Consider the following 12125-nt stretch of genomic DNA (forward strand, 5'->3'; position numbering starts at 1 on the left):
TTTTAAGGCCACCGGGATTCAGTCCCCTCACGGGAAGGACAGAGCCCGCCTGCGTTCAACATAGCCCTGACCGGGGAGATTGGAAAGGCGCGGGTCAGGATGCGCCGCTCCGCTCATGCGCGGCGATGAGCGCGTCGAGCCGGTCGAGGCTCTCGCCGAGCGCCGGGGCGTCGGCTTCCGGCGCGGCGGCGCCCTGAGTGGCGCGCAGCTGCGCCTCGGTCTCGTGCAGCCGGTCGGCCATCATCAGCGCGGTCATCAGCAGGAGGCGCGCCTCGCCGATGATGCCGCCGGCGGCCGACAGCGCGCGCGCCTCGCCGTCGAGCATCGCGGCGAGCGCGCGCAGATGCGGCTCCTGACCGTCGTCGCAGGCGAGGCGGTAATTCCGGCCCGCCACCGACACGTCGAGCTCAGCCATGTCCCTGCGCTCCCGTTGCGGCGCCGGCCCGCGCGCTCTCGGCGCGCGCGGCGGCCTTGAGGTCGGCGATGGCGGCGTCGAGCGCGTCGGCGGCTTCTCGGCGCAGCCGCGCGTCATGGGCGCGGGCGGCCTCGGCTTCGTCGAGGGCCGCCTTCAGCCGGGCGCGCTCGGTTTCGGCCGCGTCGGCGCGGGCGGTCGCGGCGGCGAGCGCCGCGTCGCGTGCGGCGAGCAGCCGGGCCAGGCGCCGCGCCAGCGCGTCGATCCGGTCCGCCGGGCCAGCGAAAACGCCGCGCTCTTCGTCCATGCTCTGACCTTTCCGCTCCGCCGCTTTGACGAATCGCAAATTCCTTCGACCGGTGATAGAATATGAGAGGAACTCGGTTCTGTCACATCCGGCGGTCGCTGGCCGCGCCTGCGGCGTGACCGGAACGCGGAGCAGCGCCATGTTCGAAACCGACCGACTGGCTGTGCGGCGCTATCGCCCCGCGGATCTCGCGGCCCATCTGCGCCTGCGCGCCGATCCGCTGGTGCGCCAGTTCATGCATTGGGCCGAGGACGAGGCCGCCTGGCCGCGCCGCGTGGTCGAGGCCGCCGCGCGACACCCGTTCGACGGGCGCGGCTGGATCAATCTCGCCGTGGCGCGGCGGCGCGACGGCGCGGTGATCGGCGATCACGGGTTGCGGGTGGAGGGCGGCGAGGCGTTCATCGGGCTCGCTCTGCTGCCCGAGGCGCGGCGCTGCGGCTTCGGGGCGGAGTTGGTGCGCGGCGCGACGCGGTGGCTCGCGGCCTCGGGCGTCGGGCGCTGCGTCGCCGAGATCGACTTCGGGAACGCGGCGAGCTTCGGGCTGTTCGAGCGGGCGGGGTTCCGCACCCTGCGCGAGGGCCGCGACGCCTTCGGGCCATTCGCCGTGATGTTTTGCGACCTCGCCGCCGCTGCGCCCGGCGACGTCGCCTGAGCGCTCAGAGCCTGTGCGCGCGCAGCGGCATCCCGCCTTCGGGCCGGAGGGTGAGGATCATCCGGGGGCGCGGGGCGAAGCCTTCGGGAAGGGCGAAGGCGAAGCGCGCGAGCACGGTCGCGAGCAGGATTTGCGCCTCCATCACGGCGAACCCCATGCCGATGCAGATCTTCGGCCCGGCGCCGAACGGCAGGAACGCGGCGCGGTGGCGACCCGCCGAGGCGTCGGGGGCGAAGCGGTCCGGCTCGAACGAGTCGGGCGCGTCCCACAGCAGGCGGTGGCGGTGCATCGCATAGACCGGCAGCATGATCGTGTCGCCCGGCCGCACCGGATGGCCGCCGATGTCGTCCTCCGCTTTCGCCGTGCGCGCGAGAAAGCCCGCCGGCGGGTAGAGCCGCAGCGCCTCGTCGATGGTCTGGCGCAGGAAGGGCAGGCGGGGCAGGTCGCCCGCCGAGGCCGCCCGGTCGCCGAGTGCGGCCTGCGCCTCGTCGCGCGCGCGGGCCTGGGCTGCGGGGTCGAGAGCGAGCAGATAGAGCGTCCAGGCGATGGTCAGCGCCGTCGTCTCGTGGCCGGCGACGATCAGCGACAGCAGGTTGTTGCGCTGCTCGGCGGGCGAGAGGGCGCGGCCCGTCTCCGCGTCGCGCGCGCTCATCAGCAGGTCGAGCAGGTCCGGCGCTTCGCCCTCGGCCTTCGGATTGGCGGCGCGGGCGGCGATGATCGCGTCGATCCGACGGTCCAGCGCGCGCCCGCCGGCGAAGAGCCGCCCGGGACGCGGAACCCAGTTCGGCGCGCCGAACACGTCGAGCAGCGACAGCTTGCCGGCCACCGTGATGAAGCGGTCGATGCCGCGGATCACCGCGTCGCGGTCGAGCGCCTCGCGCCCCGACAGCGCGGCCTCGGTGATCACGTCGAATGTGGCGGCGACCGAGGCCGCGCTGACATCCGCCGTCTCGCCCGCATCCGCCGCCGCGCCGATCCGCGCCGACATCGCCTCGGCGGCGGCGGTCATGGCGGGGGCGAAGGCGTCGAGATTGCGCGGCTGGAACATCGGCGCCATCGCCCGGCGCTGCCAGCGCCAGCCTTCCCATTCGGCGGTCAGCAGGCTGTCGCCCTCGCGCGGCTTCAGCACGCGGCGGGTGATGTCGGAACGGGGGTAGTCGCGCGCGCGGGTCTTGAGCACATGCTCGACCCATTCCGGCGCCATGATCATCATCCAGCGCGACGCGCCCAGACCGATCATGCCGCCGCCCGAGAGGATCGGTTCGCGATAGGCGGGCGCGGGGATCAGCTCCAGCACGTTGCGCCGGGCGGTGCGGAACGTGCCCCACAGGCCCAGCGGCTTCGGCGGCGCAGGAACGCCCACGGGGAACGGCGGATCGACGAGGTCGCGGGGCATCTGCCGCCTCCTTGCGGATCGTTCTGGACGCAACGGCAGATAGCGCCGCCCGGCAGGCGGGCAAACCGCGCGCCATCTCCCCCATGCGAACGCGCAACTTTCGTTTCTCCTTGCGCATCGTTATAAGGCCGGCGACATCAACCCGCGCGCGGCGCGTGCTCAATGACATCGGGGGAAGACACATGGCGGTGAAGGTCGCGATCAACGGGTTCGGGCGCATCGGACGCAACGTTTTGCGCGCGCTGATCGAATCGGGGCGCACCGATGTCGAGGTGGTGGCGATCAACGATCTCGGCCCGGTCGAGACCAACGCGCATCTGATCCGCTACGACAGCGTGCATGGCCGCTTCCCCGGCACGGTGACGGTGGACGGCGACAGCATCGACGTCGGCCGCGGCCCGATCCGCGTGACCGCGATCCGCGATCCCAAGGAGCTGCCCTGGGGCGATGTCGACGTCGCGATGGAGTGCACCGGCATCTTCACCGACCGCGACAAGGCCGCCTTCCACCTCGCCAACGGCTCCAAGCGCGTGCTGGTCTCGGCGCCGGCGGGCGGGGCCGACAAGACCATCGTCTACGGCGTCAACCACGACGTGCTGACGAAGGACGATCTCGTCGTCTCCAACGCCTCCTGCACCACCAACTGCCTCGCCCCCGTGGCCTATGCGCTGAACAAGGCCATCGGGATCGAGAAGGGGTTCATGACCACGATCCACAGCTACACCGGCGACCAGCCGACGCTCGACACGCTGCACAAGGACCTCTACCGCGCCCGCGCCGCCGCGCTGTCGATGATCCCGACCTCGACCGGCGCCGCCAAGGCCGTGGGCCTCGTGCTGCCCGAGCTCAACGGCAAGCTCGACGGCGTGGCGATCCGCGTGCCGACGCCCAACGTCTCGGTCGTGGACCTGAAGTTCATCGCCGCGCGCAAGACCTCGGTCGCCGAGATTCAGGAGGCGATCAAGGCCGAGGCCGACGGTCCGCTGAAGGGGATCCTCGGCTACACGTTCGAGCCGCTCGTCTCCTCGGACTTCAACCATGACTCGCACTCCTCGGTCTTCCACATGGACCAGGCCAAGGTGATGGACGGCACGCTCTGCCGCGTGCTGAGCTGGTACGACAATGAGTGGGGCTTCTCCAACCGCATGCTCGACACGGCGACGGCGCTGGCGAAGACGATCTGAGGCGATCTGCGGATGAAGGAGGAACTGGCTGGACGCCTCGCAGACGCGGCATTCATGCTGGAGGATGCATTCCCAGGCTTCACCTGTCTGCGATGTGGTTACGACCAGTTCCTGCTTCGGCTCATCGTCGACGATGTTGCGGCGACCGAGAACGGAGAGTGCTACCTGATCGAGACCGCCTGCAAGCGGTGCGGCATGGTTGAGAAGCATCGGGTCGATCTTCTTCGCGACGCGCTGCTGTCGGAATCTCTGCCAAGGGCGTCTGATGCCTGATAAGTTTGAGCGAGAGGGCGTGACCGACCTTAACGCTGTTCGCGCAAAGAGGGTGGCGGGTGGCGGCGGCCCGGAGGATCCGATGATCGAAGCGCGCGTCTCAAGACTGGAGGAAGACTTCAAGGAGATCCGGCGCGACATCGCCTCGATGAAGGAAACGCTCGCCCGGATCGACGGGCGCGTGTCGTCGATGCCAACCGCCTTCCAACTCTACCTCGCCATACTCGTGACATGGGGCGCGGGCGCGGGGATCGCGCTGACGCTCATCCGCTTCGCCGCGCCCTGACCGGGGCGGGTTTCTCGACAGACCGCAGTCGCGGGGAGCAGCCGGAACGCCGATGGACCTCGCCGCCCTGATCCGCGACTTCATCACGCTGTTCGTGGTGATCGACCCCATCGGGTCGGTCCCGATCTTCATCCACGCCACGCGCAGCGCCCCCGCCGACCGGCATCGCGCCATCGCCGTGCGCGCCGTGCTGGTGGCGGGCGGCGTGCTGATGTTCTTCCTCGTGGCGGGCCAGCTCCTGCTCGAGGGCATCGGCATCTCGCTGGCCTCGTTCCGCATCGCGGGCGGGATCGTGCTGTTTCTCTTCGCGCTGTCGATGATCTTCGGCGACAGCAAGCCCGAGACTGAGCTCGCCGAGGCGGATGCGGACGATTCTATGGACAAGGCGGTGTTTCCGCTGGCGATGCCGTCCATCGCATCGCCGGGCGCGATGCTGGCGGTGGTGGCGCTGACCGACAACGACCGGTTTTCGGTCGCGCAGCAGGCCGTCACGGCGGGGTTGCTGGTCGGCGTGCTCGCGATCACGCTGGCGGTGCTGTTCGCCGCCGTCCCGCTCAACCGCCGGCTGGGGTCGTCGGGGGCGAGCGTGATAAGCCGGGTGATGGGGATCATCCTCGCCGCAGTCGCCGTCGATGCGGTGCTGCGCGCGCTGGTGGACATCGGCGCGCCGCTGTCTCTCGGGTGACGGCGCGCAGGGACTTATAGGGGGAGAGAAAGATCATGGGTTTCAAAACGCTCGACGACATGGACCTGGCAGGCAAGCGCGTGCTGACGCGGGTCGACGTCAACGCGCCGGTGCATGACGGCGTGGTGACCGACGACACGCGCCTGCGCGCCATCGCGCCGACCATCCGCGACATCCTCGCCCATGGCGGAAAGCCGATCCTGCTGGCGCATTTCGACCGGCCCAAGGGCAAGGTCGTCCCGTCGATGAGCCTGTCGCAAATCCGCCCCGCGCTCGAGGCCGCGCTCGGCGTTCCGGTCGAGTTCGTCGAGGAGTGCGTCGGCGAGGCCGCGGAGAAGGCCAGCCAGAAGCTCGCCCCGGGCCGCGCGCTGCTGTGCGAGAACACCCGTTTCCACCCCGGCGAGGAGGCCAACGACCCCGCCTTCGCCGCCGAACTCGCCAAACTTGGCGACGTCTATTGCAACGACGCCTTCTCCGCCGCCCATCGCGCGCACGCCAGCACCGAGGGCGTGACGTTCTACCTGCCGTCCTGCGCGGGGCGCCTGATGGAGGCCGAGCTCAAGGCGCTGGAGAAGGCGCTGACCGCCCCCGAGCGACCGGTGATCGCGGTGGTCGGCGGCGCCAAGGTCTCGACCAAGCTCGACCTGCTCGGCAATCTGATCTCGAAGGTCGACCAGCTGGTGGTCGGCGGCGCGATGGCCAACACCTTCCTGCTCGCCCAGGGCGCCCAGATCGGCAAATCGCTCGCCGAGCCCGACATGCTCGACACCGCGCGCGACATTCTGGCCAAGGCCGGGAAGGCGGGTTGCGAGATCATTTTGCCGTCGGACGTCGTCGCCGCCGAGGCCTTCGCGGCGAACGCCCCGCATGTGGTGGTTCCCGCGACGCAGACCCCGGACGGATCGATGATTCTCGACGCCGGCCCCGACAGCGTCGCCGAACTCGCCCGCCGCTTCGAAGGCGCCAAGACGCTGGTCTGGAACGGCCCCCTCGGCGCGTTCGAGCTGACGCCCTTCGACGCGGCGACCAATGCGGCGGCCTTGAAGGCGGCGGAGCTGACGCGCGCCGGCGAGCTGCTGACGGTCGCGGGCGGGGGCGACACTGTGGCTGCGCTCAACGCCTCCGGGGCGGCGAAGGACTTCTCCTTCATCTCCACGGCGGGCGGCGCGTTTCTGGAGTGGCTGGAGGGCAAGACCCTTCCGGGCGTCGCCGCGCTCTCGCGCTGAGACGCCCTAAAGCTGGGCGAGAAGCTCGATCCGCTTCTCGACCCCGCTCGGGCCGGCGGCGACCATGCGGTCGTAGTCGAACAGATGACGCAGATGCAGATAGCGCGCGCCGTCGATCATCTTGAGCTCCCAGCCGCAGAATCGCCGCGCCTCGACGATGTCGCGCAGCAGAAGCGCGACGTCGAAATGGCGGGGGTCGACCTGGATCGCGGCGAACAGCGCGTCGATCACGGCCTCCTCGCCTTCGATAACCTGGAAGAATTCGACCGCGTTGAAGAACAGCGCGCCGGTCACGCCGCGTGCGGCGTTTTTGCGGGCGCTCGTGCGGATGAGGTCGAGAAACTCGACGCTGCGCCCGTCGATCAGCGCCCGCGAGGCGTAGGCAAGTCTGCACAGCATCGCAATATCCTCGACCGGGCGGGGCCGAAGGTAGCAGAAGACCACTCAAGTCAGATTGACCGGGAGCAATTCCTCCGGCGCCGCGGCGCCGCATGGCGCCAAGGCGCCGGTTTGACGCCGGTCAAGGCGGGGCGAAGCTGCGCCGGCGACGCTCGGGGCGAGCCGCGTTGCGACGGCAGGGGGAAGACCGCATGGATCCGATCATCGCCAAACACGCCAACCGACGCGTGCCGCGCTATACGTCCTATCCGACCGCGCCGCATTTCGCGCCGGACTTCCCCGAGGCGACATGGCGGGAATGGCTGGGCGCGACGCCCCTCGACGCGCCGCTGTCGCTCTATCTGCATGTGCCGTTCTGCAAGAAGGTCTGCTGGTATTGCGGCTGCAACATGAAGCTCGCCGCGCGCGAGCAGCCGGTGCGCGACTATGCCGGGGTGCTCGCTACGGAAGTCGACCTGCTCGCCGGCGCGATGCCGGGGCGGATGCAGGTCGGCCATGTCCATTGGGGCGGCGGCACGCCCACCGCCATGCCGGCGGACTGCATGGCCGCCGTGATGACCCGCCTGCGCGAGGCCTTCGCCGTCCGCCCCGACGCGGAGATCGCCGTCGAGATCGACCCGCGCACGCTTGAGGATTCGATGGCCGCCGCGCTCGGCGAGATGGGCTTCACCCGCGCGAGCCTCGGCGTGCAGGAATTCGACGCCGACGTGCAGAAGACGATCAACCGCGTGCAGCCCTACGAGACCGTCCGCCGCGCGGTGGAGAACCTGCGCGCCGCAGGCGTCAACGCCATCAATTTCGACCTGATGTACGGGCTGCCCCGCCAGACCGTCGAATCTCTCGCCGCGACCGTCGAGCGCGCCGTCGACCTGCGCCCCTCGCGCATCGCGCTGTTCGGCTACGCGCATGTGCCGTGGATGGCCAAGAATCAGCGCATGATTCCCGAGGACACGCTGCCCGATCTGGAGGCGCGCTTCGAGCAGGCCGACGAGGCGGCGAAAATCCTCGTATCGCACGGCTATGAGCGCCTCGGGCTCGACCATTTCGCGCTGCCCTCCGACCCGCTGACCCGCGCCGCGCATACCGGTCGGATGCGGCGGAATTTCCAAGGCTACACCGACGACCAGTCCGAGCACCTGCTGGGCCTCGGCGCCACCTCGATCAGCCAGACGCCGCAGGGCTACGCGCAGAACATCGTCGAGACGGGCGCATGGGCGCGCGCGGTGAAGGCCGGCCAGTTGCCGGTGCATCGCGGGCGGGCGCTGATCGGCGACGACCGTCTGCGCCGCGACGTGATCGAGCGGATCATGTGCGACATGGAAGTCGACCTGCCCGCCCAGGCCTTCGCCCATGGCGAGACGCCGGACTATTTCGCCACCGAGATGGAGGCGCTGAAGCCCTTCGTCGAGGACGGTCTCGTCGAGATGCGGCAGGGCCGGGTGCGGGTCGCCGATCGGGGTCGGCCAGCGCTGCGCGCCATCGCCGCGGCCTTCGACGCCTATCTGGCGCAGGGCGGCGGCGGGGCGCGGCACGCCATCGCGGTCTGAGCGGGCGCAGCGCGGCTTTTGCGCTGCGGCGAAAACGGTTGACCGGTCGGGCGCGCGCGGCTAGCGGATCACGGGTCTGTCCGCCCCCGCACAGGAGCCGCATCCGATGAAAGCCAGCCGCGCCGTCCAGAAGATCCTCGCCAACTACGAAGGCGAGACCCCCGGGGTGAAGGCCCAGCTCTGCCGCATGCTGATGGCCGGCAAGCTCGGCGGCACCGGCAAGATGGTGATCCTGCCGGTCGATCAGGGCTTCGAGCACGGCCCGGCGCGCAGCTTCGCCCCGAACCCCGCCGGCTACGACCCGCATTACCACTATCAGATGGCCATCGACGCGGGGCTGAACGCCTACGCCGCCCCGCTGGGGATGATCGAGGCGGGCGCCGACACCTTCGCCGGCCAGATCCCGACCATCCTTAAGGTGAACTCCTCCAACTCGCTGGTGCCGAAATCGGCGCCCTACGATCAGGCGATCACGGCCTCGGTCGAGGACGCGCTGCGGCTCGGCTGCTCGGCGATCGGCTTCACGATCTATCCCGGCTCGGCGGCCGGGCTCGACATGTTCGAGGAGATCGCCGAGATGCGCCGCGAGGCCGCGTCGCTCGGCATCGCGACGGTGATCTGGTCCTATCCGCGCGGCGAGGACCTCTCCAAGGCCGGCGAGACCGCCATCGACGTCGGCGCCTACGCCGCGCAAATCTCGGCGCTGCTCGGCGCGCACATCATCAAGATCAAGCTCTCGACCGACCATCTCGAGCAGGACGAAGCCCGAAAGGTCTATGAGGGTCAGAAGATCGACGTTTCGACCCAGGCGGCGCGCGTGGCGCACTGCATGCAGGCGGCGTTCGGCGGCCGGCGCATCGTCGTGTTCTCGGGCGGCGCCGCGAAGGGCGCCGACGCGGTCTATGACGACGCCCGCGCGATCCGCGACGGCGGCGGCAACGGCTCGATCATCGGGCGCAACACCTTCCAGCGCCCGCGCGACGAGGCGTTGGCGATGCTGGCCAAGCTCATCGAGATCTACAAGGGCAAGGACTGACGCGCGGGCGGCGGCGGCGCTGGCGCCGTCGCCATCGCCGGCCACGCGCTCCAGCCGCCGAACAGCCGTTCGCAACGCGCGGCCATCGTCAGGAGCAGCGGCTCGCCGCCGAGATCGGCGACGAGCTGAAGCCCCACCGGCGATCCGTGCGCGTCGCGCCCGCATGGCGCGCTGAGCGCCGGGCAGCCGATCGCGTTGACCCATCCGGTGTAGATCGCGTGGCCGCGCGGGCCGACCGCGACGCCGTCGATTTCGGGCGGGTGGCTTTCGCCTTTCGGCCAGGGCTGCGCTGCGCAGGCGGGGGTCAGGATCAGGTCGATCTCGGCGAAGGCCCGGCTCGCCGCGCTGCGCAGCCGGTCGATCTCCTCGATGATCGCGAGCAACCGGGTCGCGGGGAGCGCCGCGCCCTCGTCGGCCATCGCGCGGTATTTCGGGCTCGCTTGCGCGAAGCCGGGGAGGGTCTCGGCGAGGCGCGCAAGGCCGATCTTCGCGATCTCGGGCCACATCGCCGACAGGGGGGCGACATCGAAAGGCAGGGCGCCCTCCGTCACCGCGCAGCCGTCGGCGGCGAGCGCCGCCGCGGCCTCGCGGAGGCGCGCGGCGATGACGGGGTCGAGCGGCGCGTCGCCGAAGCGCTCGACGAACAGGATGCGCGGGCGCTGCGGGACCGGCGCCTCGGGGGCCTGCGCCCGCGCGCGCGGGTCGCGCCGGTCGGGGCCCGCCAGCACCGCGTCGAGCAGCGCGAGGTCGCGCGCCGACCGGGTCAACCCGCCGACCACCTCCATGTCGAGCAGCACTTGCGGCAGGCCGCCGGCGCGCGCGTAGCGCCCGATCCCGGCCTTGAGGCTGAACAGCCCGCAATAGGCGGCGGGCCGGCGCAGCGAGCCGCCGCCGTCCGTGCCGAGCGCGAGCGTCGCCATCCCCGCCGCCACCGCGGCGACCGATCCGCCGGACGAGCCGCCGGGGGTGAGGTCGGGCGCCCAGGGGTTTCCGGTGTCGCCGAACAGCGCGTTGCCGGTGTAGCCCTCGACGGCGAATTCGGGCGTGTTGGTCTTGCCGAGCGCGACGGCGCCGGCGGCGCGCAGCCGGGCGACGGGAAGCTCGTCCTGCGCCAGCGGCGCATCGGGAAAGGTCGGCCCGCCCCAGCGCGCCGGCATGCCGCGCGCCGCCAGATTGTCCTTGAGCGCGACGGGAACGCCGTCGAGCGTCCCGAGCGGCGCGCCGGCCCGCCAGCGCGCCGCGCTCGCCTCGGCCTCTGCGCGGGCCTGCGGGTTCGGCGCGACGAACGCGCCGAGCGCGGGGTCGAGCCGGGCGATGCGGTCGCGCGCCGCCTCGAGCGCCTCCACCGGGTCGGCGCTTCCCGCGCGATAGGCCTCGACCAGTCCCGCCGCGTCGAGCGTCCAGAGATCGCTCATCCGTACATGCCCTGCGGGAGCCACAGCACGATCTGCGGAAAGGCGATGATCAGCAGCGTGAACAGCAGCATGATGACGACATAGGGGATCGCGCCCTTCACCACGTCGCGGAACGGGCCGCCATCGGTCCGCACGCCCTGCACGACATAGAGGTTCATGCCGACAGGCGGGGTGATCATCCCCAGCTCGCACATCAGCACGATGAAGATGCCGAACCAGATCGGATCGACCCCCACCGCCGTCACGATGGGCAGGGCGACGGGGATGGTCAGCACCTGCATCGACAGCACGTCCATGAACATGCCGAGGACCACGTAGAACACGATCAGCGCCAGCAGGAGCCCGGTCGCGCTGAGGCCCAGCGAGGCGACCCACGCCGTCATCGCCTGCGCGACGCCGCCGAGCGCCAGCGTGACGTTGAGCATGAAGGCCGCCGTGATGATCAGCAGGATCATGCCGGAGGTGCGGGCGGTCTGGCGGAAGGCGGCGTCCATCAGCGCCCAGTTCAGCCGCCCCTCGCGCCACACGAAGACCAGCGCCGCCACAACGCCGAGGGCCGCGGATTCGGTCGGCGTCGCGATCCCGGCGTAGATCGAGCCCATCACCACGCCGAAGATCACCGCCGGCGGCGCCAGCCAGCGCAGAGCGGCGAGCTTCTCGCGCAGCGGGGCGGCGACGTCGGCGGTCGCGCCGCCGTCGCGCAGCAGCGACTCGATGGCGATCCACGCCATGAAGCAGGCGGTGAGCAGCAGGCCGGGGACCAGCCCCGCGATGAACAGCCGCCCGATCGATTCGTTGGCGAGCGAGCCGTAGATCAGCAGGTTCACGCTCGGCGGAATGAGGATCCCGAGCGTGCCGCCGGCGGCCAGCGAGCCGAGCGCGCGGGCGGGGTCGTAGCCGCGGGCGTCGAGCGCCGGCAGCGCCACCGTGCCGACCGTCGCCGCCGTGGCCACGGACGAGCCCGAAGTCGCCGCGAACAGCGCGCAGCAGCCGATATTGGTGTGCAGCAGCCCCCCCGGCAGCCGTCCCAGCCACAGCGCGAGCGCGCCGTACATCCGGTCCGCCACGCCCGAGCGCAGCAGCAGCTCGCCCAGCAGGATGAAGAGGGGGATCGCGGTGAGCAGGTTCTCGTTGAGCACGCCCCACACAACGGGGCCCATCGCGTTCAGCAGCGGCCAGCCATAGAGCAGCACGCCGCCGACCACGCCGAGCAGCACCATGATCGCGGCCACCGGCAGGCTCGCCAGCAGCAGGGCCATCATCGCGAGGAACCCGCCGAGGACCGCGCCTACGCCCATTGCGCGGCC

The 12125-nt window shown here is 70.9% G+C and carries 14 protein-coding genes; 8 read left to right on the forward strand and 6 right to left on the reverse strand.

Annotated elements, in window-relative coordinates:
• Window positions 1-94: 94 nt before the first annotated feature.
• Together V7Q31_RS07530 and V7Q31_RS07535 are read right to left on the reverse strand one after the other, a co-directional pair.
• Window positions 95-415, reverse strand: a complete 321-nt coding sequence (locus tag V7Q31_RS07530) for a cell division protein ZapA (protein ID WP_333833079.1) — start codon at window positions 413-415, stop codon at window positions 95-97.
• Window positions 408-719: a hypothetical protein gene (locus V7Q31_RS07535; RefSeq protein WP_333833080.1), complete on the reverse strand. Its 312-nt coding sequence runs from the start codon at window positions 717-719 to the stop codon at window positions 408-410. Before V7Q31_RS07535 ends, V7Q31_RS07530 begins: the two co-directional genes overlap by 8 nt.
• A 139-nt stretch (window positions 720-858) precedes the next feature.
• Between V7Q31_RS07535 and V7Q31_RS07540 the strand changes: the two genes are divergently transcribed.
• Window positions 859-1371: a GNAT family N-acetyltransferase gene (locus V7Q31_RS07540; protein ID WP_333833081.1), complete on the forward strand. Its 513-nt coding sequence runs from the start codon at window positions 859-861 to the stop codon at window positions 1369-1371.
• A 4-nt stretch (window positions 1372-1375) separates the two neighbouring features.
• On the opposite strand, the gene V7Q31_RS07545 is transcribed toward V7Q31_RS07540, so the two are convergent.
• A complete protein-coding gene (locus V7Q31_RS07545; protein ID WP_333833082.1) occupies window positions 1376-2767 on the reverse strand; it encodes a cytochrome P450 in 1392 nt (463 codons plus the stop codon).
• 182 nt (window positions 2768-2949) lie between these two features.
• Here V7Q31_RS07545 and gap point away from each other — a divergent pair, with 182 nt between their 5' ends.
• From gap to V7Q31_RS07570, 5 genes are all read left to right on the forward strand, one after another.
• Window positions 2950-3951 (forward strand): type I glyceraldehyde-3-phosphate dehydrogenase, encoded by a 1002-nt coding sequence (gene gap, locus V7Q31_RS07550; protein ID WP_333833083.1) that lies wholly within the window; start codon window positions 2950-2952, stop codon window positions 3949-3951.
• 12 nt (window positions 3952-3963) lie between these two features.
• Entirely contained in the window at window positions 3964-4224 is a 261-nt protein-coding gene (locus V7Q31_RS07555; RefSeq protein WP_333833084.1) for a hypothetical protein, read from the forward strand.
• 82 nt (window positions 4225-4306) lie between these two features.
• The gene (locus tag V7Q31_RS07560) at window positions 4307-4510 is read left to right on the forward strand and encodes a hypothetical protein (RefSeq protein ID WP_333833085.1); all 204 of its coding nucleotides are present in this window, start codon (window positions 4307-4309) and stop codon (window positions 4508-4510) included.
• Between the two features lie 52 nt (window positions 4511-4562).
• Window positions 4563-5195: a MarC family protein gene (locus tag V7Q31_RS07565; RefSeq protein WP_333833086.1), complete on the forward strand. Its 633-nt coding sequence runs from the start codon at window positions 4563-4565 to the stop codon at window positions 5193-5195.
• Window positions 5196-5230: 35 nt separating this feature from the next.
• Window positions 5231-6421, forward strand: coding sequence for a phosphoglycerate kinase (locus V7Q31_RS07570; protein WP_333833087.1), 1191 nt, complete (start codon window positions 5231-5233; stop codon window positions 6419-6421).
• Window positions 6422-6427: 6 nt separating this feature from the next.
• Here V7Q31_RS07570 and V7Q31_RS07575 read toward each other — a convergent pair whose 3' ends face one another.
• Window positions 6428-6820: a BLUF domain-containing protein gene (locus tag V7Q31_RS07575; protein ID WP_333833088.1), complete on the reverse strand. Its 393-nt coding sequence runs from the start codon at window positions 6818-6820 to the stop codon at window positions 6428-6430.
• 191 nt (window positions 6821-7011) lie between these two features.
• On the opposite strand from V7Q31_RS07575, the gene hemN reads away from it, so the two are divergent.
• Window positions 7012-8367, forward strand: coding sequence for an oxygen-independent coproporphyrinogen III oxidase (hemN, locus tag V7Q31_RS07580; RefSeq protein WP_333833089.1), 1356 nt, complete (start codon window positions 7012-7014; stop codon window positions 8365-8367).
• Between the two features lie 106 nt (window positions 8368-8473).
• Window positions 8474-9403, forward strand: a complete 930-nt coding sequence (locus tag V7Q31_RS07585) for a class I fructose-bisphosphate aldolase (protein WP_333833090.1) — start codon at window positions 8474-8476, stop codon at window positions 9401-9403.
• On the opposite strand, the gene V7Q31_RS07590 is transcribed toward V7Q31_RS07585, so the two are convergent.
• Both V7Q31_RS07590 and V7Q31_RS07595 read right to left on the reverse strand, forming a co-directional pair.
• Window positions 9385-10818, reverse strand: a complete 1434-nt coding sequence (locus V7Q31_RS07590; protein ID WP_333833091.1) for an amidase — start codon at window positions 10816-10818, stop codon at window positions 9385-9387. The two genes, V7Q31_RS07585 and V7Q31_RS07590, sit on opposite strands and share 19 nt — an antisense overlap.
• Window positions 10815-12116 carry a TRAP transporter large permease gene (locus tag V7Q31_RS07595; protein ID WP_333833092.1) on the reverse strand — a complete coding sequence of 434 codons (1302 nt, stop codon included), beginning with the start codon at window positions 12114-12116 and terminating at the stop codon, window positions 10815-10817. Before V7Q31_RS07595 ends, V7Q31_RS07590 begins: the two co-directional genes overlap by 4 nt.
• Window positions 12117-12125 lie beyond the last annotated feature (9 nt).

The organism is Rubrimonas sp. (genome assembly GCF_036788415.1).
Lineage (GTDB): Bacteria > Pseudomonadota > Alphaproteobacteria > Rhodobacterales > Rhodobacteraceae > Rubrimonas.